23 protein-coding genes and 1 tRNA gene are annotated in these 21,834 nt (G+C 41.0%); 16 read left to right on the top strand and 8 right to left on the bottom strand.

The genetic code is table 11. From position 1 onward, the window contains the following. Nucleotides 1-125 precede the first annotated feature (125 nt). The 5 genes from V6C27_00650 to V6C27_00630 all read left to right on the top strand — a co-directional run bounded on the left by V6C27_00650 (nt 126) and on the right by V6C27_00630 (nt 7,034). Entirely contained in the window at nt 126-1,625 is a 1,500-nt protein-coding gene (locus tag V6C27_00650) for an SLC13 family permease (GenBank protein MEG6614936.1), read from the top strand. A 30-nt stretch (nt 1,626-1,655) separates the two neighbouring features. After that, nucleotides 1,656-3,416, top strand: a complete 1,761-nt coding sequence (locus tag V6C27_00645; protein ID MEG6614935.1) for an adenylyl-sulfate reductase subunit alpha — start codon at nt 1,656-1,658, stop codon at nt 3,414-3,416. 18 nt (nt 3,417-3,434) lie between these two features. Beyond that, on the top strand, nt 3,435-3,743 hold the full coding sequence (locus V6C27_00640; GenBank protein MEG6614934.1) for a 4Fe-4S binding protein: 309 nt from the start codon (nt 3,435-3,437) through the stop codon (nt 3,741-3,743). Nucleotides 3,744-3,817: 74 nt separating this feature from the next. Further along, on the top strand, nt 3,818-5,695 hold the full coding sequence (locus tag V6C27_00635; protein ID MEG6614933.1) for a methyl-accepting chemotaxis protein: 1,878 nt from the start codon (nt 3,818-3,820) through the stop codon (nt 5,693-5,695). Between the two features lie 184 nt (nt 5,696-5,879). Next, nucleotides 5,880-7,034 carry a metallophosphoesterase gene (locus V6C27_00630; GenBank protein MEG6614932.1) on the top strand — a complete coding sequence of 385 codons (1,155 nt, stop codon included), beginning with the start codon at nt 5,880-5,882 and terminating at the stop codon, nt 7,032-7,034. A gap of 30 nt (nt 7,035-7,064) precedes the next feature. Here the strand turns inward: V6C27_00630 and V6C27_00625 are convergent, their stop codons facing one another. After that, on the bottom strand, nt 7,065-7,325 hold the full coding sequence (locus tag V6C27_00625; GenBank protein ID MEG6614931.1) for a MarR family transcriptional regulator: 261 nt from the start codon (nt 7,323-7,325) through the stop codon (nt 7,065-7,067). A 322-nt stretch (nt 7,326-7,647) separates the two neighbouring features. Here V6C27_00625 and V6C27_00620 point away from each other — a divergent pair, with 322 nt between their 5' ends. Further along, nucleotides 7,648-8,379, top strand: coding sequence for an amidohydrolase family protein (locus tag V6C27_00620; protein MEG6614930.1), 732 nt, complete (start codon nt 7,648-7,650; stop codon nt 8,377-8,379). 57 nt (nt 8,380-8,436) lie between these two features. Here the strand turns inward: V6C27_00620 and V6C27_00615 are convergent, their stop codons facing one another. After that, complete coding sequence (locus V6C27_00615) at nt 8,437-9,312, bottom strand: pyridoxamine kinase (protein MEG6614929.1); 876 nt, start codon at nt 9,310-9,312, stop codon at nt 8,437-8,439. 24 nt (nt 9,313-9,336) lie between these two features. Further along, nucleotides 9,337-9,669 carry a CGGC domain-containing protein gene (locus tag V6C27_00610; GenBank protein ID MEG6614928.1) on the bottom strand — a complete coding sequence of 111 codons (333 nt, stop codon included), beginning with the start codon at nt 9,667-9,669 and terminating at the stop codon, nt 9,337-9,339. 121 nt (nt 9,670-9,790) lie between these two features. Between V6C27_00610 and V6C27_00605 the strand changes: the two genes are divergently transcribed. The 6 genes from V6C27_00605 to V6C27_00580 all read left to right on the top strand — a co-directional run bounded on the left by V6C27_00605 (nt 9,791) and on the right by V6C27_00580 (nt 16,396). Then, nucleotides 9,791-10,471, top strand: a complete 681-nt coding sequence (locus V6C27_00605) for a response regulator transcription factor (protein MEG6614927.1) — start codon at nt 9,791-9,793, stop codon at nt 10,469-10,471. Beyond that, nucleotides 10,461-11,879, top strand: a complete 1,419-nt coding sequence (locus tag V6C27_00600; GenBank protein ID MEG6614926.1) for a HAMP domain-containing sensor histidine kinase — start codon at nt 10,461-10,463, stop codon at nt 11,877-11,879. Before V6C27_00605 ends, V6C27_00600 begins: the two co-directional genes overlap by 11 nt. Before the next feature lie 182 nt (nt 11,880-12,061). Next, nucleotides 12,062-13,231, top strand: a complete 1,170-nt coding sequence (locus tag V6C27_00595) for a trypsin-like peptidase domain-containing protein (protein MEG6614925.1) — start codon at nt 12,062-12,064, stop codon at nt 13,229-13,231. Nucleotides 13,232-13,264: 33 nt separating this feature from the next. Further along, nucleotides 13,265-13,948 carry a polyphosphate polymerase domain-containing protein gene (locus V6C27_00590; GenBank protein MEG6614924.1) on the top strand — a complete coding sequence of 228 codons (684 nt, stop codon included), beginning with the start codon at nt 13,265-13,267 and terminating at the stop codon, nt 13,946-13,948. A 30-nt stretch (nt 13,949-13,978) separates the two neighbouring features. Beyond that, entirely contained in the window at nt 13,979-14,662 is a 684-nt protein-coding gene (locus V6C27_00585) for a DUF4956 domain-containing protein (protein MEG6614923.1), read from the top strand. A 21-nt stretch (nt 14,663-14,683) separates the two neighbouring features. After that, nucleotides 14,684-16,396 (top strand): CotH kinase family protein, encoded by a 1,713-nt coding sequence (locus V6C27_00580; protein ID MEG6614922.1) that lies wholly within the window; start codon nt 14,684-14,686, stop codon nt 16,394-16,396. A gap of 47 nt (nt 16,397-16,443) precedes the next feature. On the opposite strand, the gene V6C27_00575 is transcribed toward V6C27_00580, so the two are convergent. Together V6C27_00575 and V6C27_00570 are read right to left on the bottom strand one after the other, a co-directional pair. Continuing rightward, nucleotides 16,444-16,992: an NADH peroxidase gene (locus V6C27_00575; GenBank protein ID MEG6614921.1), complete on the bottom strand. Its 549-nt coding sequence runs from the start codon at nt 16,990-16,992 to the stop codon at nt 16,444-16,446. Between the two features lie 28 nt (nt 16,993-17,020). Further along, on the bottom strand, nt 17,021-17,440 hold the full coding sequence (locus V6C27_00570) for a Fur family transcriptional regulator (GenBank protein MEG6614920.1): 420 nt from the start codon (nt 17,438-17,440) through the stop codon (nt 17,021-17,023). 423 nt (nt 17,441-17,863) lie between these two features. Between V6C27_00570 and V6C27_00565 the strand changes: the two genes are divergently transcribed. The 3 genes from V6C27_00565 to V6C27_00555 all read left to right on the top strand — a co-directional run bounded on the left by V6C27_00565 (nt 17,864) and on the right by V6C27_00555 (nt 19,448). After that, entirely contained in the window at nt 17,864-18,772 is a 909-nt protein-coding gene (locus V6C27_00565) for a VanW family protein (GenBank protein ID MEG6614919.1), read from the top strand. Between the two features lie 86 nt (nt 18,773-18,858). After that, the gene (locus tag V6C27_00560; GenBank protein ID MEG6614918.1) at nt 18,859-19,137 is read left to right on the top strand and encodes a hypothetical protein; all 279 of its coding nucleotides are present in this window, start codon (nt 18,859-18,861) and stop codon (nt 19,135-19,137) included. A 5-nt stretch (nt 19,138-19,142) separates the two neighbouring features. Then, a complete protein-coding gene (locus V6C27_00555; protein MEG6614917.1) occupies nt 19,143-19,448 on the top strand; it encodes an HD domain-containing protein in 306 nt (101 codons plus the stop codon). A gap of 40 nt (nt 19,449-19,488) precedes the next feature. Here the strand turns inward: V6C27_00555 and V6C27_00550 are convergent, their stop codons facing one another. The 3 genes from V6C27_00550 to V6C27_00540 all read right to left on the bottom strand — a co-directional run bounded on the left by V6C27_00550 (nt 19,489) and on the right by V6C27_00540 (nt 20,560). Then, nucleotides 19,489-19,869: a type II toxin-antitoxin system HicB family antitoxin gene (locus V6C27_00550; protein MEG6614916.1), complete on the bottom strand. Its 381-nt coding sequence runs from the start codon at nt 19,867-19,869 to the stop codon at nt 19,489-19,491. Nucleotides 19,870-19,892: 23 nt separating this feature from the next. Then, the gene (locus V6C27_00545; protein MEG6614915.1) at nt 19,893-20,135 is read right to left on the bottom strand and encodes a toxin HicA; all 243 of its coding nucleotides are present in this window, start codon (nt 20,133-20,135) and stop codon (nt 19,893-19,895) included. A gap of 348 nt (nt 20,136-20,483) precedes the next feature. Further along, nucleotides 20,484-20,560 (bottom strand) — tRNA-Arg (locus tag V6C27_00540). A gap of 403 nt (nt 20,561-20,963) precedes the next feature. Here V6C27_00540 and V6C27_00535 point away from each other — a divergent pair. After that, nucleotides 20,964-21,815, top strand: coding sequence for a hypothetical protein (locus V6C27_00535; protein MEG6614914.1), 852 nt, complete (start codon nt 20,964-20,966; stop codon nt 21,813-21,815). The last annotated feature ends 19 nt before the right edge of the window (nt 21,816-21,834 follow it).

The raw sequence follows: 21,834 nt of genomic DNA, 5'->3' as shown, positions 1-21,834 counted from the left end.
GCGACAAATGAACATCTAAAATATGACAACAAACTGTCTTAACTGTGGTGTACCATTTTAAAATGGATTGTTAAAATTATGACAATCACAAGGCGCCTAAATGTTAACAAAGGAGAGTGATTGAAATGGCAAATGGCAGTACCGACATTGCCGTTACAGCTAACAATAGTTTAATCCACTCAAATATTAAAGAGGCGGGGCTAAACAAATTTGCTCTACCTGGATTTATTCTTTCTTGGGTGGTATTTGCATCCATATTAATTTTGGTTCCCACTTCCGAAGGGCTCACTGCCGCAGGAAGGGCTTCGTTGGCCGTTATGGGATGGGCCACAACAATTTGGTTAACCAGTGCTCTGCCCCTTAGCATTTCAGGTCTTGGTATTCCTGTGTTGTTAATGTTAACTGGGGCAATGCCCAAGATACCTGAAGCCTTTGGTGGTTTTACACAAAATGTAACCTTTTTAATTTTGGGTTGTTTTATTCTGGCTGCTGTAATGCAGACCACCGGTTTAGATAGGCGAATTGCACTGGGAATAGTCTCAAAAGTAAAACCCAAGGTGGGTAGTTTGCTTAAGGGGGTATTGGGGGCTCACTTGGTAACAGCAGTACTGGTTCCGGCCACCAATGCCAGAGGGGCAGTGTTTCTGCCAATTATATCTGGCTTAAATAGTCTTTTTGACAAAAAGGGTGAAGGGGCACGAGCAAGAAAGGCCCTCACCATGGTGGGAATTGGATTTGCATCGCTGGCTTCTGGAATAGTACTAATGCACAGTCATATGTCAAACGTTATTGTCGCCCAAACCATTAACCAAGCAATGGGTAAAGATGTTATTACCTGGGGTACTTGGGCTTGGATGAATTGGCCACTGCTGGGCGTTATGGTAATTCTTTACTACTGGGTTAATTGGGTGTTAAAAACAAAAAACATTGAAGTGCCTGGTGGCATGGAGGAAATTCAACGGCAAAAAAATTCCCTTGGTAAAATGACTTTTACTGAATGGGTTGTATTAATAGCATTCTCCCTAGCAATTATTTTGTGGGCTACCGAAAAAATACATGGTTTAAGTATGGCGGTGGTGACTTTAGGTGCGGTAATGCTGTTATTCATTCCTGGCTTGACAAACCTGTCATGGAAAAAAGTACAGTCAAACACCATTTGGGGTACTTGGTTATTGCTCTGTGGTTCGCTTTCATTAGTAAGTGCCTTTAGTAAAACAGGGGTTGATACTTGGTTGGCATCACATTTGGTAGGTGTAGCCCCTGCCTGGGGTTGGATTGGCGTTACCTTGTTTGTTTGCATCGTAGTGCAAATTCTCCGGCTAGGCATAGTTAGCAACGTGGCTGCAGTGACGCTTTTAGCTCCAGTGGTGGCAGCGATGGCACCAATGCTAGATTTAAACACCGTTTCATTTACCATGGCGGTGCTAAATGTAGACAGCTTTGCTTTTATTCTACCAATTTCAGTGACCGCATGTTTAATTGCCTACGGTACCGAAGAATTCAGCTTTATGGAATTTGTTAAAGTAGGTGCACCCCTAACTTTGATGGTTATCCTCTACATGGTGTTTGTAATGTTACCTTGGTATGCATTCTGCGGATATCCAATTTGGGTGCCCATGAGTTAATAAATTGTAATTAATAAGGAGGTCATCGTTATGGCGAGAGCAAAATTGCCCAATAACATTAATCAAATTGAAGAAGTGCGGATAGACACAGATATCCTGATTATTGGTGCTGGTAATGCTGGATGCTTTGCTGGCATTGAAGCTAAGCGCGTAAACCCTGAATTAAGGGTAACGCTGATGGAAAAAGCTCATATTGACCGCAGTGGTTGTTTGGCCGGTGGCATGGATGCCATCAACACCTATATTAAAAAAGACCGCACTATAGAAGAATTTGTCCGTTGGAGTCGTTCCCAGGCCGGTGGTTTGTTAAGGGAAGATTTGACCATCAGCATGGCAGAGGTTTTAAACAAACCAATTGAAGAGTGGGAAGAATGGGGTATGCCCATTAAATATGAGGAAGACAGTGAGGAATATAAAACCCGGGGCAAGTGGGATATCACCATTAGAGGAGCCGAAATGAAAGTCATTTTGGCCGAAAAGACCAGAGAAGTGGGTTGTGAAATTTTAAACCGGGTGGTATTTACTAACTATTTACTTGATGGAGAAAGAGTGGTTGGCGCCATTGGTTTCGGGGTTAGAGATGGCAAATTATATGTGATTAGAGCAAAATCCACTTTAATTGCCACCGGTGGGGCAGCGGGATTATATAAGCCTTACCAAAATGATGGTAACGATAGTCATCACCAGTTGTGGTACTGCCCCTTTAACGTGGGTACCGGCTATGCTGCCGGAATACGCGCCGGTGCAGAAATGACCACCTTCGAAATGCGCTGGTGTGCAACCAGAACCAAAGACTTTAACGGCCCCATTGATACCATTTCTGTGGGCTATAAAACACCGATGATAAACTGCAAGAATGAGCAAATCTTAAAAACCCGTTACGCTCACCTGGGTGGCGATGCCGCCCCAAGGTTCATTAGGGCTAATGCGCCAATGGATGAATGGCGTGAAGGTAGAGGGCCATGTTTTGTGGATACCACCCACATGACTGCTGAACAAATTCGTGATATGAAGATGGACTACTTAAATGAACGCCCTAGCTATGTATTGTTTTTAGCTGGTAGAGGTCAGGATTTAACGAAAGACCCCATTGAAATTTACGGTTCAGATCCATATATTGTTGGTGGCCATACAGCCAGTGGTTATTGGGTGGACGTAAAGAGACAAACCACTTTACCAGGTTTGTATGCCTGCGGTGACGTTGCCGGTGGCACACCCAATAAATTTGTTGGTGGTTGTGCTGCAGAGGGTTTATTGGCAGCAAGGGCAGCGGCTGAAAATGCTGCCAATGTTGAACTGGGACAAGTTACTGATGAACAAATCAAAGAAGAAAAAGAAAGAATTTTTGCCCCAGGCTTTAGACAACAAACCGTTGGGGATGGGGTTAAGCCAAGGGAAATGGAAGAAAGATTGCAGCGCCTAATGGATGAATATGCCGGTGGTGTGCACCAATTCTTCCGCATGAATAAAGAAGGTTTAGCATACGCCTTGCGCCATATCAAAATAATGAAGGAGCAAGTGAAGTATCTGGTTGCTGAAGACCTGCACGAACTAATGGAAGCCCACGAGATCATTGATAGGTTAGATGTTGCCGAAGTGTTAGTGCATCACTTGTCCTTCCGCGAAGAAACCAGATGGCCGGGTTGGCAAACCAGAGCGGACTTCCCAGAAAAGAACGATGAAAAATTTGATTGCTTTGTAAACTCCCGTTATAACCCAGAGACTGGAGAAGTGGAAATGTTTACCCGTCCATATGAACAAATTATTCCTGGTGATAGATTAAAAGCATAGAATAGGAGGTTGATATTAATGCCACCAGTAATTATTAAGGAAAAATGCAAAGGTTGCGGAAAATGTGAGGAAATTTGCCCCGGTGACTTGATGGAAATAGATGAAAACACTAATATAGCCTTCTGCCGTGCTGCCAGAGACTGTTGGGACTGCATGGCCTGTGTTAAAGAATGTCCCACCGGAGCAATTGAAACCAGAATTCCATACCAATTGGGTTACTACCCGGCAAAATTAATTCCTAAAAAGAAAGAAAAAGAAATTGAGTGGACAATAATTGATATTAACGGCAATGTGGAAAAGGTTACGGTAGAGACGCATAACAAATAATTATAAATAACACTCAACCTCACTCAAATTAGCGAGTGAGGTTTTGGTGTTTAAAATAATGGGGGATCAAAATAATGAAGTTATCGCTAAAATTTAAATTTACCTTTATGGTTATTTCTTTGATGTTACTGGTGGTAAGTGTTAGTACTTACATTGGTGTTAACAACGTTAAAGATAATATGGATTACCAAATGCAAAGGAATATAATTGCCAAAGAGGCATCAGTAAAGGCCTTTATAGAACAGCAAAAGGATACAGCGCTCAATTTAACTGAAACCTTGGCCCTGAATCCTGATGTGATTGCGGCAACCAAGGCTAAGGATCATGAGCAATTGCTGACAGTGACTACACCAATTTTAAAGGAGTCGGGATTGGAATACATGGTTATTACAGACCCCCAAGGAAATACACTGGTTAAAACCCATCAGCCTGATAATTACGGAGACAATATTTTTAAACAATATGCCATCAAGACAGCGGCCGCCGGACAATCAAATGTGGGGATAGAAAGTGGTAAGCTGGTTAGGCTGTCCATTAGGCCAGGGGTGCCAATAAAAGATGACGCTGGAACAATTGTTGGGGTGGCCACAGCAGGGTATGTTTTTAGCCAAGACAATGTGGCTCAAATAATTACAAATTTATTTGGTGTAGAAGTATTTGTTACTGAGGGAGAGGAAGTAGTCAGCTCCAGTTTTGATGGAATTAAGACTGGTACTGAAATAAGTGAAAAAAATGTCTTAACTAAAGTTTTACAAAACGGCGGCACAGAAACAAAAGAAGAGAACATCAACGGCACCCAGTACCTCGTTCGTTACATGCCGTTGGTGGGCGCAGATAGCAGTATAATTGGCGTGATTGCCATAGGCCTTTCTTTAACAGATAATATTAATATGGTTAATGAAACCCAGTCGCACATGATTATTGCCTGTTTAATTTTATTAGTTATTGGCAGTTTGGTAAGCATTGTGTTAATTGACAGATCAATTAAACCATTAACTAAACTAAGTCAAGCAGCGGAAGCTGTGGCTGAAGGGGATTTAACCCAAGAAATATATTTACATAATAGTCAGGATGAGATTGGTAACTTATCTCGGGCATTTAAAAATATGGTGGACAACCTGAGGGTTATTGTGGCTGACATTCAAAGGAACTCAGACCAGCTAAGTTCCCATAGTCAGGAATTAGCCGCCACAAGTGAAGAAGTCAATGCCACCGCAGAAGAAGTGGCCGGCACATCGGCTGAATTTGCCAATATATCTAGCCAGAGTGCCAAAAGTGCCGATACATTGGCCTATGAGTCGGAACAGGTACAGCATATTGCCGAGCAAGGTTATCAAGCTGTGCAGCAAACTGTTGCTAAAATGCAATCCATTGCCGCTGTTTCAGAGACTACCTACGATGCAATACATAAATTAGGTGAACAGTCTAGCAAAATCGGCGAAATTATTAATACCATTACAAACATAGCAGACCAGACAAATTTGTTGGCACTTAATGCAGCCATTGAAGCCGCCAGAGCAGGTGAGCATGGGCGTGGATTTACAGTGGTGGCTGAGGAAGTGCGTATACTGGCTGAACAATCAGCTACTGCCGCCAATGAAATTACAAGCTTAGTAAAAGAAATTCAGGTGGGAGTCGATGAGGCGGTAGATAAAATTGGGACTGGAAATAAAGAAGTATTTGATGGAGTACAAATTGCTAACAATGCCAACAAATCTTTAAATGAAATAATTAGGGCTATTGAAAAGAGTACTGCGGAAATAAAAGATGTAGCTAAAAAATCAAGAACAGCTAATGAGTGTACACAACAGCTTACTACAGCCAATGGACAGATTACCGCAGCAGTGCAACAGGTATCTGTTGCCGCTCAGCAGTTAGCTGGAATAGCTACTGAACTACAAAGCACCGTCATTAAATTTAAAGTTGATACTATAGAAATGGAAGGTAATTAATTACAACTAACCATTAAATTCTATAAAATAATAGAGAGATGCTAACGGCACATTGTGCGGTGGGCATCTCTTTTTATTATGGTAAAAACTATTGACTATTCTGAAGGGTTTATGTAAAGTTTAAAATTAGACTATATATTTGTGTAGTGTGTAAATACTTTAAATGACGGAGTTGGCCAAAAATATGATAACAACCTTAGCACTAATTGGGGTATTTTTTGCCTATGGCTTAATAAATTATTTTTTGGGACGGTTGGCCTGGCATGGTATATTTAAACACCTAAGCCATTCAAATAGATGGGTGTTTTGGCTACTGTTTTGGTTAACGTCTTGGGCCTTTGTGATTGTTAGAATAGGAAATGAATTTTTGCCCAGCTCTGTACAGTTGGTACTCAGCTGGCTGGGGGGCTATTGGCTGGCCGCCCTTTATTATCTGATTTTAATATTACTGGTAATTGGATTGCTTAAAGTACTGGATAAACGGTTACGGTTTTTGCCCAGTTGGTTTAGGTTTCAACCAAACAAAGTGAATCCGTTGGCGGTGGGGGTGCTGGTTTTAATGGTGGCTGTTTTGACTTACGGCACTTGGAACGCCCACAACCCATGGGTTAATAGTTATCAAATCAATATTGACAAGCAATCTAATTTATCCCCACTCCATGTGGTCATGGTGTCCGATACCCACCTGGGCAAAATTGTAGACGACGATCGGTTACAGGTGATGGTGGACATGATAAATGAACTGCAACCGGACATTGTGTTGCTGGCGGGTGATGTGGTGGATAGTGATATCAGTTTATTTACCGAGCAGCGGGTGACCGATGTCTTTAAGGAACTACAGCCCCCTTTGGGTGTGTTTGCGGTATTAGGTAACCACGAGCACATTAACGGCCATGTGCAGGAGACGGTGGAGAATTTAGAGGCAGCCAACGTGCAGGTGTTGATAGATGAAACAGTAAAAATAGCCGATAGCTTTTATGTTGTGGGCCGCAATGATTTATCCAGCACCTATACCACTGGGCAACCGAGAAAACCACTGACAGAATTAGTTAAAGAACTAGACAAAGGCTTACCAATAATATTGCTGGATCATCAGCCCTATAATTTAGCTGAAGCCGATCAGTTGGGCGTAGACTTGCAACTGTCGGGACATACTCACCGGGGGCAAATATTTCCCAACCATTTAATTACCCAGAGGATATTTGAAGTGGACTGGGGCTATTTAGCTAAAGATAATCTGCAGGTGATTGTTTCTAACGGTTTTGGTACTTGGGGACCACCCATTAGGCTGGGCAACCGACCTGAAATAGTGGATATAAAAATAACCTTTAAAAAATGACGGCACCCAAACTAAAGGTGCCGTCATTTTTTAAGATAATAACCATTCTTCTTTATAGAGAATGACATTTGGTTCCTCTTTATCTTGACCCTCCCGCACGTCAATGACACCTTGGCTCTCCAGATAATCTATGGCTTGTTTAACTTCAAATTCTGAATAGCCTAACTCACGGGCCATATTTTTAGCAGGGTAAATCAACATTCCGTCCGGCGTTGAATGGTTGGCAATAAACACCAAAACATTTCTCGGCACTTCGTCAAACTTGGCCAGTACGTTAACTGCCTTTAACATCCCTGCACCACCTCCAATCACTGACGTTATTATTCCCGAAAAACAAAGATTAACCACAAAATAATGTGGGTAACCATTTAGACATAAAAAAAACCGCCTGAAAATTAAGGCGGGTAAATCAAGTGAATATGATATTAGCTTATATTTATTTTATCATAAAGGCCATTAGAATACAATATTCAACAAAATACGACTAATTAACAATCCAAACAGAAATTTAGCAAATTATAATGGCTAAGAATTTATCGTAGGCGGCTTTTAACGAATTCTTTGATATAATGTATTTGTCTTTAAAATTTAAAATATATAAGGAGCGATAGTGGTGAAAAAAATTGATGCCCATGCACATATTGGTGATTTTGGTGGTTGGGCCGGTGTATCAATTGATGCCGAGGCTTTAATTAGCCAAATGAATGAATATGAAATAGAAAAAGTGATTTTATGTGGTACCGATATTATTGACAATGATAACGTTGCGGCTGCGTATAAAAAATATCCCGGCAGAATTTTACCCATTGTATTTGTCAGTCCCTTTGAAGGAGAAACGGTGGTTGGAAAAATACAGCATTATGTTAAAACAGAGGGCTTTGTGGGTATTAAATTGCACCCCCTAATGCATGCCTACGTTGCTGATGACGAATTTCTTGATCCCATTATGCAGGCAGCAGAGGATTTGAACATTCCGGTGTTTATCCACTGTGGACACCCCCCATACTCTTTACCATGGAGTATTGGTTTGTTAGCGGAGCGTTTTCCCAAAGTTAAAGTGGTGATGATCCACATGGGACACGGCCATGGTGTTTACATTGATGCCAGTTTAAAAATGGCTAAGCGCTACGATAATCTTTACCTGGAAATGTCCGGCATGCCCATGGGTAGCAAAATCAAACAAGCCTACGATGAAATTGGCAAGGATAGAATTATGTTTGGCACCGATGCCCCCTTCCACCATCCAACGGTGGAAATGCAGAAGGTGTTAACCAGTGGCTTAGATGAGCAAGGTTTAGCAGATGTTTTTTACAACAATGCAGCGAAACTAATGGGTGTGAAATAGATGTAAAGGGGTTATTCTACCATCAAAATGTAGAATAACCCCTTTACATTAGTGCCCTTATTCCACCAACTCATAGCTGTTGATCATCACCGGCAATCTTAGGGTATCTAACACCTTTTCTAGCAATACCCCTTCCCTTTTATCATAATTAAATCCGTAGCTGGCTCTTATGGCGGTGGTGATAAATTGTACTGATTTATCCAAAGCGATGGGTAAACTATTCCCGGTCAGCAAACTGCCAATTAATACACTGGTAAAGGTATCCCCGGTGCCGGGATATTCAGCGGGAATATATTTACAACCAACCTTCCAGATTTTGTTATTTGGTCGGTCGTAGGCCATTACATATGTATTGCCCAATTCATTAATATTCGGCACACTGGTAATAATCGCAATGGAGGGTCCCATAGCGGATAATTCCCTCAGCCACTGTTTAATTTCTTCTACCGTAATAGAATTGACAATGGGTTTATTTAATAAAAAGGCCGCTTCGGTGAAGTTTGGCGTAATTATGTCTGCCTTTTTAATTAATTCCTTCATTTTTTCAACCATGGTTTCATCCATCGTTGTATACAGTTTGCCATTGTCTGCCATCACTGGGTCCACCACAACCATGTTGGACTGGTCTCTAAAGTTGTCAATAAACCTTGAAATAATATCAATTTGTTTTGGTGAACCTAAAAAGCCGCTATAGATACAATCAAATTCTATTTTTTCTCTTTGCCAATGATTCATATAACTTTCCATATGATCGGTGAGATCTATAAAGGTAAAGTCTTTAAAACCCCCGGTATGGGTAGATAAAACTGCCGTTGGGAAAGGGCATACTTGGATACCCATAAATGAGAGCACAGGTATGATTGCGGTTAGGGAGCCTCTGCCAAAGCCTGATAAATCATGAATGGCAGCCACCCTTTTGACTAAATTATGCATAATTTTTGCTCCTTCAACGGGTACTTAGTGTGTATAATCAATGATTTTTATATTATCCCCTAATTTTTTTATAATTGCCGCTTTCATTTGTTCGTTAAAAGGACAGGTGAAAGAAATGGGACTACCTTTGGTGATACAGGAGGCTAAAGCGATGGCATCGGCACCTCTCTTTACCATTTCTGCCGCTCTGGTGACTGCTTTTTTACCGGGGCAGCCGCCGCAGGTATTGAAGCCGACAATTTCTATTTCTTCATTAATACCTTCGAAGGCCGCCTTTTTTTCTTTAATCACTTTGAGGCAGGTAGTGCTAGGACACATATCCTCGGTTTGTGCACATCTAATTAAGCCAAGTTTCATAATTCAAACCACTCCTTAATAAATCTATAACTAATTATACAATAAAATGCGTTTTCTTGACATTGTTCTGACATCTAGACATGATATAGTAAAGTAGATTTTATTGTTTGGAGCAGGAAGTATGAAAAAAATTTTAATTGTTGAAGACGAGTATCCCATTAGCCAGGTGTTAAAGGCATATCTGCAAAAAGCCAATTTCCACCCGGTGCAAGTATTTGCTGGCCATGAGGCCATGGCAAAATTTAAAGAGGTGAAGCCAGCCTTAGTGTTACTAGATGTCATGCTGCCGGGTAAGGATGGCTGGAAGATTTTAAAAGAAATTAGAGAGATAAGCAGTTGTCCCGTTATTATGCTGACCGCTTTGGGAGACATCAATTATCGGTTAAGTGGTTTAAATAAAGGCGCGGACGATTATATTTCCAAACCCTTTGTGGGCGATGAGGTGGTAGCCCGGGTGAAGGCAGTGTTGCGACGATCAGAAAAAAGTGATCATCCGGTAAAGCGCTATGGACGATTAGAGGTGGACCTGCAGGCCCACCGGGTGAAGGTTGACGGTGAAGAAATTGCTTTAACGCCCCGGGATTTGTCTTTATTGCTGTTTTTTGTCGAATATCCAAACCAAACCTTTACCAGGGAGCAATTGATTGAACAGGTTTGGGGCTGGGAGTACGAAGGCAGCGACCGGGCGGTTGATTTATCCATTAAAAGATTAAGAAAAGCGCTGCAAGACTGGCCAGTGTCAGAGGGAGAAATTAGAACACTTCGGGGATTGGGGTATCAGTTTAGTGTTTATGAAAAATAGCGATAAAAAAATACCACTGCAGCGTTACTGGATCACCCAGTATTTAATCACGCTGGTGGTTGGACTGGTGGTGGTGGCGATTATTTCGGCATTGTGGATTCGACATAGCACATTGGAGAACCGCTTAAATTTGATGGAGTTTATGGCCGAAGAAACTGCCAATCGCATTGTAAATAACAATGAAGAGAGAATGCCACCGGAAAGGGACGTCCACCGTTTTTTGGTTGATCGTGGTCGGCTTATAGATATGGAAATTAACCCCTTCATTTATATTGTCAATCCCGGAGGGAAAATACTTTTCAGCAACCGTCCGCCAAATCCAATGGAACAGCGGTTACATCCGGCAATATTAAATAATGAAGATGAAGTGCAAAGGTTAGCCGCTGATGAAAAATTAGGGCATTTATATGTGGTTAAAAAGCCCATTGAAACGGCATCATTTTTGTTGGGCTATGTGGTATTTATGGAATTAGAGCAAAACCTGTCCCGGGTGAATCAGGAATATCGGCAATTGGCCGTTATGATTATTAGCCTGGCTTTACTGGGTTGGGCGGCCATCTATTTTTTATCGGGAAGATTATCTAAACCGATTAAGCAGGTGGCAGCAGCGGCCCGGCAAGTGGAAGAGGGGGATTATAATATTGACCTTCCCAGTGATGTAAAGGAAGCAGAGGTATATGAGCTGATTAATTCCTTTAAAGAGATGTCCCAAAAGCTAAAGCAACTGGAAACACTGCGCACAGAATTGTTGGCCGGTGTTACCCATGAATTAAAGACCCCAGTCACATCCATCAGCGGGTTGTTACAGGCGGTGAATGATGGTGTGGTAGAAGGGGCTGAGGCCAAGGAGTTTTTGGAAATATCTTTAAAAGAAACAGCTAAAATAAAGAAAATGGTGGAAGATTTATTGGCCTTTAACACCTTCGCCGCCAATGCTGTGCCAGTGACAAAGGAAATTCATTCAATCAATAGGCTGGTGAGGGACTGTACTCGCCAATGGCAAATTACCCAGGACGAAGGGGATGTTGAAATAGCGGTGTCATTGCTGGATGAAACGGTAGAGGTAAAAGTAGATCCCATTCGATTTCAGCAAATCATCACCAATTTACTTAATAATGCTAAACATGTCATTGGCAGTGGGGGAACAATTGAAGTCAGTCTGGGAACGGAACAAAATCACGTTACCATTGATGTAACCGACACTGGCATAGGCATTCCCGAAGAGGAGCAAGCCTATATTTTTGAACGTTTTTACCGAGGGGCAAACAAAAAATATAAAGTGGGCGGACTGGGTTTAGGATTACCCTTTAGTAAAATGATTGCCCAATCTCTGGGGGGCGATCTCGAACTGCGAACCAGTTCGCCAGCCGGTACCACCTTCCGCGTTAGCTTACCGAAGGCGGATTAAATTGTAGAGAAGGCTTCCATGCTTGCCTGTGAACGAGCAAATGTTTCTTTAAGCTACTAACTTATGTTGGTAGCTTTTTTATTTTCAATTCCCCTTATATAAAAATTTACCTTGACATTTTCCTGACACATTGGGGGGTTACAATAACAATCGTTAGAGATAGAAGAAAGAGGTGATTAATTGTGGAAACTGCCACAAAAAAACCATGGTTAAAGGTATTTTTAACCAATATCGTTGCCGGTGTAATGGGAGCGGTATTAACCTTGGTAGCAGTACCAAGCATTAACTATTTCAATGGGGGGGTTGTCGATGGCGGTATGCAACAAGAAACATCTGCCTCTGTCAACGTTAAACCGCTAGCGACAACCATATCCTCTACAACCACTGTTTCAGTTGCCGATATTGTTGAACAATCTTCTAAAGCCATAGTTGGTGTGGTAAATATCGGACAGCAAAGCAATCCCTTTACCCGCTCCACTGTGGAACAGAAACAAGGTACTGGATCAGGGGTTGTCTACAAAGTGACCGCTAATGCCGCTTATATTGTGACCAATAACCATGTTATTGAAGGGGCGAAGGAAATTGAGGTTTCGTTATATAATGGTGAAACTGTGACGGCAGAATTGGTTGGCACCGATTCATTAACTGATATTGCGGTATTAAAAATTAGCGGTAACTATGATATTACGCCTTTGACATTTGGCGATTCCGACGCGCTGCGGGCGGGCGACCAAGTGTTAGCCATTGGTAACCCCCTGGGACTGGATTTATCCCGCACCGTAACCCAAGGAATTGTTAGTGCAGTTAATCGGACTATTTCGGTTGATACCTCTGCTGGAGAGTGGGACTTGGAGGTTATTCAAACAGATGCCGCCATTAATCCGGGTAATAGCGGGGGCGCACTAATTAATTTAGCGGGGCAACTGGTGGGCATTAATAGTTTAAAGATCACTGAAAGTGGCGTAGAAGGATTAGGCTTTGCCATTCCCAGCAATGATGTGGCCACGCTGGTTGATGAAATTACAAAAAATGGAGAGGTAGTGCGTCCTTATTTAGGGGTTAGTTTAGCAGGTCTTAATGAAATCTCGCCGTACTACAGGCAAAAATTGGCGCCGGGTTTAACAGATGGGGCAATGGTTGTTTATGTCGCTCAAGCTTCCGCCGCTGCCAAGGCTGGAATTCAACAGGGAGATGTAATTGTAGCCATAGATGGACAAGAAATTAAAGATGATAATGATCTGCGTAAATATTTGTATACCGAATCTTCCATTGGAGATGAAGTGCAAATTAAATTTTACCGCCAGGGTGATTTGCAGACTGTTGATGTTACCCTGACAAGTAATCAGCAATAAATGAGAAACTAAGGGAGTAGAAAGGAGTTTTTTATGACCGGCAAAGGACGGATGGAATTAAAACATGCCATTTCTAAAGCGGATTATTATGTGCTTAAAAACAAGCTAAGGTATTTAATGCCTCTGGATAAAAATGCGAAAAATGATGGCAAATATCTAATTCGCAGTGTGTATTTTGATAACTTTGATAACAAAATTTTAACCGAGAAAAAGGAGGGCTATTATAAACGCGCCAAATTCCGGGTGCGGCTTTATGATCATCAAAGGGATTATATCAATCTGGAAAAGAAAAGCAAGCGAGATTACATGACCTTTAAAGAAAAATGCCGGATTAGCGCCAAGGAATATGAACGCATTAGATGCGGTGATTATCAATGGTTGGAAGATGACAGTCGGCCACTGATGCGGGAGCTATATGTGCAAATGAAGCTCTATCAATTGAAGCCCATTACCATTGTGGACTATACCCGAGAAGCCTATATTTACCCCTATGGCAACGTGCGGGTAACCTTTGACAGTTCAATTAAAACCAGCTTTCGCAACAATGATTTACTAAATCCCAAAATAAATATGGTACCGGCTTTGGAGCCGAATTTAGTCATTCTGGAAGTAAAATATGACCAATATTTGCCGGACTTTATTAAGTATTCGCTGCAAATGATGGATCGGCGTAGAGATGCCTATTCAAAATATCAGCTTAGTAGAATGTATGGGTAAAAATACATATCTTGGAGGCCAGATATAATCATGGAAACCTTTAATTTTAATGACATCTTTAAATCAAGTTTTTTAGAAAAAACAATGAGTTTTTCGCTTGTTGATTCGGTAATTGCTTTAGTGGTGGCCTTTGCAGTGGGATTATTCATTTATGTGGTCTATAAAAAGACATTTTCCGGGGTGATTTACTCCCACACTTTTAACATCTCACTGATTATCATGACCATGGCCACAGCGCTGATCATTATGGGCATCGCATCCAATGTGCTGTTATCCCTGGGTATGGTTGGTGCGCTATCAATTGTACGTTTCCGGACCCCCATTAAAGACCCAATGGATTTAGTCTTTTTGTTTTGGGCCATTGTTTCCGGTATTTTATGTGGTGCCGGTTTTATCCCATTGGTCACCATCGGATCAGTGATGATTGGTTTGGTGATGGTGTTTTTTGTCAACCGCATTACCATTGAGAATCCATACTTATTAATCGTTAAGTACTCGGCGGATACAGTTGAAAAATCAGTGGAGAAAATCATTGCGCGGCAAGCAAAAAAATATTCTTTAAAGTCCAAGTCGGTGATCAGCGGTGAGGAAACGGAAGTTACTTATGAAGTGAGAGTAAAACCAAATCAAACCGATTTCTTAGCTGAATTATCAAAGCTTGCAGGGGTATCCTCTGCCGTTATGTTAAGCTATGATGGCAATTTTACAGCCTAGCCTGGTCAGAGGGGTATGTTGATGATCAAAAACAAATATATTTGGGGTGTCTTCGGCCTTTTGTTCATTATTTTCACTGGTTCAATTATTATTTTGCCACGTCTTGGTCTGGAAGCAAGTGACGTTAATTTTGCCTATGTGGAGCGGGTTTTTGATCAAAGCAAAGTCACCACCGTTAACATCACCCTGGCGGAAAGCGACTTAACAAAGATATTAGAAGATCCGCTGGCAGAAGAGATTGTAGAGGCCACTGTAGAAATCAATGGGGAGAAAGTAGAGCATGTTGGTTTGCGGGTGAAAGGCAATTCCTCATTGAGTTCGGTGGCGAGGATGGAAGATAGCGATCGTTATAGCTTTAAAATAGATTTTGATTACTACAATGGTGAGCAAAATTTGTATGGATTAAAAAAATTAAATCTGAATAATAACTTTAGTGATGCTACCCAAATGAAGGAATATGTTTCCTATAAATTAATAGCGGAAATGGGGTTGCCCAGCCCAGCCAACTCCTATATGTATGTCACCATCAACGGGAAGGAATGGGGACTTTATTTAGGGGTGGAACAGATTGATGAGATATTTATCGCCCGTAATTTTGCTGACAGTGGCGGTGATTTATATAAACCAGAAGGCACTGGCAGTGATCTGAAATGGATTAGTGATGATATAAAAGATTACCCAGGGTTAATATTAAAAACAAATGTGGAAACCTCAGATCAATCGGCAATGATAAATTTTCTCGCTGCCATTAATCATGGGGGAGATATAGCATCCCATGTGGATGTGGATGAGATGCTGCGTTACTTTGCCACCAATACCGCTTTAGTGAGTTTGGACAGCTACCAAGGACCAATGAAACACAATTACTATTTGTATGAGCAGGACGATGTGTTTTCCATTATCCCTTGGGATTACAACATGGCCTTTGGTGGATTCGCTGTCGGTGGAGCAAGAAACCGAGAGATTGATAAAAACGAACAGGTAGATCAGACACAAAATCCGGCCAATAAAAATGCCGACGTGCCCAACCGTAAGTTCATGGGTATGCCTGGCAACCAAAAACTGATAAACGAAAACAGTATTAATTTTAGCATTACTACGCCGGTTTCCGGAACAACATTGGCAGATCGGCCATTGTTAAACGCACTGCTATCGGTGGCTGAATATAGGGAACAATATGAAGCTCATTTGAAAGAAATTGCCATCAATTTATTAACAGAGGAACATATTCAATCCATTACCCAAGAGGTGGCAGCAATTATTTTACCCTATGTGGAAAGGGACCCAACTAAATTTTATACCACCGAGGAATTTAAACAGGGGGTGTCTGGGGAAAACAGCTTACCGGAATTTGCAGCCCAGCGCTCAGCGTCCATACTGGCTCAGCTTTCCGGTGAATTAGTTGTGGAAGCGGAAACCGGTGGTTTTGAACCGGGGAACATGCGGGGAATAATGGAAAAAGGGCCTGACAACATGATGCCGCCCAATCTGGGAGAAAACAATGGGGGAGGTGCTACACAGCCAGATTTTAATGGCGGTGAAAGGCTCCCAATGGAACCCGGCGGGTTTAATAATAATGGCCAGCATAGGGGGGCACCCGGTGGGTTCATGCCTGAGGAGCAAAGGGTTGAAAGCGGCGGCCAAATTTATATGGAAACAGTTGTAGCATCGTCTGCGGTTCTGGTGGGGGCCATTGTTTTTGTGTCTATATTTAAACGCAGAAAGTATCGATAAACAGAAACGGGTAGTTGACTTAACTACCCGTTTGGCTGTTCGGTGTTTTATTTGAAATATCTGTTTAACAGGCCATTAAAGGCTGCACCGTGGCGGGCTTCGTCTTTACACATTTCATGAACGGTGTCGTGAATGGCATCGTAGCCCAGTTGTTTAGCTTTGGTTGCCAAGTCCTTTTTACCTTGGCAAGCACCGTGCTCTGCTTCCACCCTTGCTTGTAGGTTGGCTTTAGTATCGGCAGCCACAACTTCACCTAACAATTCAGCAAATTTAGCTGCGTGTTCAGCTTCTTCCCAAGCAATTCTCTTATATGCTTCAGCCACCTCGGGATAACCTTGACGGTCAGCTTGCCTACTCATGGCCAAATACATACCTACCTCTGTACATTCACCCATGAAGTTATCTTTAAGGGCTTGCACCACCTCTGGATCTAAGCCTTTGGCAACGCCAACTTTATGCTCATCGGCCCAAGCCAGTGTTTCGCCCGCTTGTTTTTCCACAAACTTTTCAGCTTTCACTCCACATTGTGGACATTTTTCTGGTGCAGTTTCTCCATTGTGTACATACCCACATACTGTACAAACAAATTTTTTCATTCTAAATTCCTCCTTATATAATTTTCATTTATTTGTTATTAAGGCACCCATGACAAATGCCTTTAAAATATATGTGCTGTTCATTAACCTGATGCTTTTCTAACTCAGTTAAGTCCACATCAGATAAATCCACACTGATATCATAGACTTTACCGCATTGTTCACATTTAAAATGACCATGGGTTGAGGTATCGGCATCATACCTAGTTTCATTTTCTTCTATCACCAGTAGCTGTACGATACCTTGCTCTAAAAAAAGTTTAAGGGTGTTGTAAACTGTGGTTTTAGAAAGGGTAGGTATTTCATTAATCAATGCTTTGAAGATACCATCAACAGTAGGGTGATTTTTATGCTTAACAAGATAGTCAAAAATCCTAATTCTTTGAAAAGACGGCTTGATGCCATGGTCTTTCAGGTATTCTTCGATAGTTTTATTATTAAAGCTCATAATACCATCCCTTTTTTATAACTGTATTAACTTCAATTTTGTAATAATTACATTTTTATTATATTTACAACCTGCTCAAATGTCAATACTTTTTGTATAGTTTTTTAAAATATTATCCCAAATATTATATGTACAATTAGAAATAAAATATTAACACAATATTAACCACGGTTTAATAGTTAAAGGCTATAATAATATTTATACTTCCTTAATCCCCTCAGGGTTACCGGGCCTCACCGCCCGACCCTTAGGCTAATTAACTGAGCAAACAGCTCAGTTTTTTTTGTTTTTGGCACCACACAAGCGCAACTAAAGCTTGGTGGAAATCAGGTTGTTCTAAATAATTCCTCAAATTTATGGAGGATTTTACAATTTAATACCTAATTAGTAAATACATTTACAATGAAAAGGTGTTGTCTTGATGTGAAATTACCACGTTATATGATTATCATTTTGCTGCTAACTGTATCTTGTATTTATACTCCGCCAGTGTTGGCAACACAACCTAATCCAGTCAATGTTGTCGATATATCACAATATCAATTGCCGCTACCGGGACCAGAAATTCCTGGAGGTATTCATAACACATCCTATTCTGCCCAGTTGGTTGATGGCACCGTTATTCAGCCGGGAGAGGTGTTTTCTTTTAATAAAACTGTGGGACCGCGTACACTGGAGCGCGGTTTTGTATGGTCAGAGTCGATTGGCTGGACCAGTAGGGGGTACGCTCGCATTAAAGATGTAGGCGGTGGTGTTTGCCGTACGTCAACAGCCATTCATCAAGCTGCTTTAAGGGCAGGGGTGGCAGTGATGGAGAGGCACAATCATTCAATACCGGTTGAGTATGCAACTCCCGGTGACGACGCTGCTGTTTGGTATGGCTCTTGGGATTATAAATTTAAAAACAATAAACCTAACCCAATAATAATTAATACTGACAGTGTAGACAATCAGTTAGTTGTTACGTTAAAGGAACTAAGTCCGGTTATGTTACTGGTAGAAGGTGAGCAGGTACCATTAAATGCGGCCCCATTTATTGAAAAGGGCGTCACAATGATTCCGGTTAGACCGGTGTTAAACGCGTTAGCTGCCGAACTGCATTGGGGTCAGCACAACCAAACGCTTGCCGTTAGTTATCGTGGTCGACTGATAGAGTTAGATAATGGCTCGGTTTTAATTAAAAATGACATGATGTTTATGCCTTGCAGAGCATTGGCCGCACTATTGGCATGTGATTTAGAATGGGATTCAACTAACAGGATCGTCAACTTCAAACATCAAATGCAAGACTTTAATATAGAAGATGGTGAAAATGCACAGAGTAATGGATAAAGCTATTTAAACGCCTTTTACTTATGATTCTTAGGGAGAAGTCTTCCTAAAGGAATTATAAGTAAAAGGCGTTTTTTGTTTACAAATTGGAAATTGGCAAGTTAGAAATACACGTTCTTTCTCAACTTCATAGAGAAATGCAACTTCTAGCCAAAGCATTAGGGGTTGAAACAATTGAGTTATTGAAAGTTGCTGGAATAACAGAAAAAAATGCAATAATACAACCGGTTGAGGAATTACTTTCAAAAGAGGAATTTAGTGTTAATGGTAGAGAATTTAATAAACAAGAATACATTAAACTGGTATCAAAATTAAACGATGTAATAAATATGGTTATGTCAATGAGATTGCAGACGATGGCCTAAGGGAGATGGTACAAGCCATCTTGGAGAAATTTGAAACAGACTTAAAACTTGCCCCGGTCGCCGCTTTTCATCATCATGCCTATATCGGTGGGTTGCTGGAACACACAGCAAGTGTTTTATCAATTGCTGTGTCTATCAGTAATGCAACAGAAACCTGCAATAAAGATATGATGATAGCCGGTGCTGTCCTTCATGACCTCGGTAAATTTAGCGAACTGGATTACACCACAATAGATTTCAAATACACATTAGAGGGCAGTTTGCTCGGACACGCCACGCTGGGCAATAATTACGCCTTGTTATTTACTTAAAAAGCAATCCCCTGTTGCAATTGAACAGGGGATAATCAATTTATTTTCTTAACTCCATGTTTTTACCCAAGGCTGAAGAAAGCAAATAAGTAGTAAGCTGGTTTAAACTCACATTTTCTCTTTTGGCCCTATCAGCTAAATCACGGTGTAAGGACTTTGGCAAGCGTAAAACAAATCTGCCACTAAACTCATCATCCTCAGGCACTGGTTCCGGTATTTCGATTCCTAGTTCTATAGCTGTTTCTAGCCAACCAACCTTTGCATCCTCGATCATTGCCAAGGCCTCTTCTTTAGTTTCACCTTGTGATATACAACCCGGTAACTCCGGTATCTCAACGACAAAGCCACATTCTTCCTTATCCGGATGCAAGGTGATTTTATAAGGCAAAGACAGATAGTAGTCTAAATTTTTAACACTCATGTTTATACCTCCTTTAGAGGGGGTTACTCATCAAAGCAATCCCCTATTAGTTCTATTGCCCGTTCAACATATGTAGATTTTATGTGTGGTTGCTTATATGGCACGGATAACATTTTATCGCCTTTTACATAAATATGGTGACTTGAGCCACCCTTAGGTTGTCGTTTTGCAAACCCAGCCGATCTTAGTATTTTATCTAATTCTTCAAATCTTACTGCTTTAGGATTATTTTTGATCCTTTGGTAGAGTTTCTGGAGTTTACTCATTACAATTTTTTCACCCGCCTTTAACTCTTTTCTTTAAGTTTATAGTACCATATATAGTATCACATGTCAATTTTATCTAGGCAAAATAAATAACACTGGCGGCAATAATCTGCAACAATCTGGGGAACCGGCACCAGCGGTAGATTAACACAAACTAGGCTGTCTGGTGGATGAATCACTTGTTAAAGAAAGTGTCGTTTTTGATATAGGGTATTATTAAATCTAATCAAAGTATTTAAAGTATTGTTTTGTTAAGAATGTTCCCAAATTGTTCCCCTTACGCTACTTACGCAAGTTTCGCCAAAAAGCAAAAGACACCGCAAACCTTTGCGGTGTCTTAGTTTTTACTGGCGTCCCAGAAGGGATTCGAACCCCTGACCTACGGATTAGAAGTCCGTTGCTCTATCCAGCTGAGCTACTGGGACAAGATTTTTTTAACATCGAACGCATTACCAATAGTAACAAAAAAAAATAAGTATGTCAACTGCCATTTTTTATTGGTGTTTAAAAGCTGCTGTGGCACTATAATATTTGCTACAAAAATCTGTTGAAGAAAAAGGATTACTATGTTATTTGTAGAACAATATTTAAATTATGGATTTAAATGGAGGTTGTATGGCACCTTATTACATACTGATTTCTATAGTAGCAGCCGTTAGTTATTTTATAATCAAAAGACACCTGCCTATTAAGGGTGCCATTGGTATTAGCCTGTTGGGATTTATAATGACAGCTATTTTTCCTTTGGTAATAACACGGGTTAGTCCGCTGATAATTATAATAATTTATATTATAATCTATTTTTTGGCTGCTATTGTCGTAAAAAGAATGGAACTTACAGACTCTAAAGATAATGATACCACTGAGTTGCCGGAAGTGGCGGCTGGTTTGGCAGAAACAGCTGCCACAGCAGAGCCTGAACTGACAATGCAAGAGCAATATCATTTTGAGACTTCGACAGCAGAAATTGATGAAAGCGCCACAGGCGAAAGTGAGCATATAATCGACACTGATATTGAAGAAGCTAATGCAGAAGATGACATTCAAGACAGCTATTCAAATGAGCAGATCACCAGCTCTATAACTAGCGCCGAGCCTGAACTGCCAATGCAAGAGCAATATCATTTTGAGACTGCGACAGCAGAAATTGAAGAAAGCTCCGCAACCGAAAGCGAGCATGTAATCGGTACTGATATAGAAGAAGCTAATGAAGAAGCTGTAATGGCAGAAGAGCCAGAAGCTATTAATGAAGAGTTAGAACAAACAACAACTGAGGTTATTGAACCTGTGGTGGAGGTATTGACCGTCCAACAATTAGTTTCCAAAGGATTAAGTCAATCTCGCCTGGGTAACTATAATGATGCGGTTAAACTACTGATGGAGGCGTTAAAACAGCAGCCAGAGCCAATGCTAAAGTATTTGGCCGTTTCAGAAATAAGCACTATTTATCAGCATTTGGGTATCTACCAGTTCGCAGCTAACCTACTGGTGGCCTACATTAAAGAAAGCGATTTACAACAACACCCTGGCCTAAAGGCTTGGCGAGAAAAGCTGGTATATTTAAACATTATGATAGACCTATTAAAAGAAAACAAACTACCCAGTTTACCTTACAACCAGGTGCCGGATTTTATCAAAAAGAAGGCATTTTCCATGACTTTGGAGAAAATAAGTAAGTAAATGTGGAGCGGAAGGAGAA

It is taken from the genome of Peptococcaceae bacterium 1198_IL3148 (genome assembly GCA_036763105.1).
Taxonomy (GTDB): domain Bacteria; phylum Bacillota; class Desulfotomaculia; order Desulfotomaculales; family Desulfohalotomaculaceae; genus JBAIYS01.
Note: the sequence above shows the minus strand (reverse complement) of the source record. Positions and strands in the feature narration are given on the sequence as shown.

Excerpts from the sequence above, each read along its gene's own strand:
- V6C27_00650 (MEG6614936.1), top strand. The coding sequence starts at position 126 with ATGGCAAATGGCAGTACCGACATTGCCGTTACAGCTAACAATAGTTTA.
- V6C27_00645 (MEG6614935.1), top strand. The coding sequence starts at position 1,656 with ATGGCGAGAGCAAAATTGCCCAATAACATTAATCAAATTGAAGAAGTG.
- V6C27_00640 (MEG6614934.1), top strand. The coding sequence starts at position 3,435 with ATGCCACCAGTAATTATTAAGGAAAAATGCAAAGGTTGCGGAAAATGT.
- V6C27_00635 (MEG6614933.1), top strand. The coding sequence starts at position 3,818 with ATGAAGTTATCGCTAAAATTTAAATTTACCTTTATGGTTATTTCTTTG.
- V6C27_00630 (MEG6614932.1), top strand. The coding sequence starts at position 5,880 with ATGATAACAACCTTAGCACTAATTGGGGTATTTTTTGCCTATGGCTTA.
- V6C27_00625 (MEG6614931.1), bottom strand. The coding sequence starts at position 7,325 with ATGTTAAAGGCAGTTAACGTACTGGCCAAGTTTGACGAAGTGCCGAGA.
- V6C27_00615 (MEG6614929.1), bottom strand. The coding sequence starts at position 9,312 with ATGCATAATTTAGTCAAAAGGGTGGCTGCCATTCATGATTTATCAGGC.
- V6C27_00610 (MEG6614928.1), bottom strand. The coding sequence starts at position 9,669 with ATGAAACTTGGCTTAATTAGATGTGCACAAACCGAGGATATGTGTCCT.
- V6C27_00605 (MEG6614927.1), top strand. The coding sequence starts at position 9,791 with ATGAAAAAAATTTTAATTGTTGAAGACGAGTATCCCATTAGCCAGGTG.
- V6C27_00600 (MEG6614926.1), top strand. The coding sequence starts at position 10,461 with ATGAAAAATAGCGATAAAAAAATACCACTGCAGCGTTACTGGATCACC.
- V6C27_00590 (MEG6614924.1), top strand. The coding sequence starts at position 13,265 with ATGACCGGCAAAGGACGGATGGAATTAAAACATGCCATTTCTAAAGCG.
- V6C27_00585 (MEG6614923.1), top strand. The coding sequence starts at position 13,979 with ATGGAAACCTTTAATTTTAATGACATCTTTAAATCAAGTTTTTTAGAA.
- V6C27_00580 (MEG6614922.1), top strand. The coding sequence starts at position 14,684 with ATGATCAAAAACAAATATATTTGGGGTGTCTTCGGCCTTTTGTTCATT.
- V6C27_00575 (MEG6614921.1), bottom strand. The coding sequence starts at position 16,992 with ATGAAAAAATTTGTTTGTACAGTATGTGGGTATGTACACAATGGAGAA.
- V6C27_00570 (MEG6614920.1), bottom strand. The coding sequence starts at position 17,440 with ATGAGCTTTAATAATAAAACTATCGAAGAATACCTGAAAGACCATGGC.
- V6C27_00555 (MEG6614917.1), top strand. The coding sequence starts at position 19,143 with ATGGTACAAGCCATCTTGGAGAAATTTGAAACAGACTTAAAACTTGCC.
- V6C27_00550 (MEG6614916.1), bottom strand. The coding sequence starts at position 19,869 with ATGAGTGTTAAAAATTTAGACTACTATCTGTCTTTGCCTTATAAAATC.
- V6C27_00545 (MEG6614915.1), bottom strand. The coding sequence starts at position 20,135 with ATGAGTAAACTCCAGAAACTCTACCAAAGGATCAAAAATAATCCTAAA.
- V6C27_00535 (MEG6614914.1), top strand. The coding sequence starts at position 20,964 with ATGGAACTTACAGACTCTAAAGATAATGATACCACTGAGTTGCCGGAA.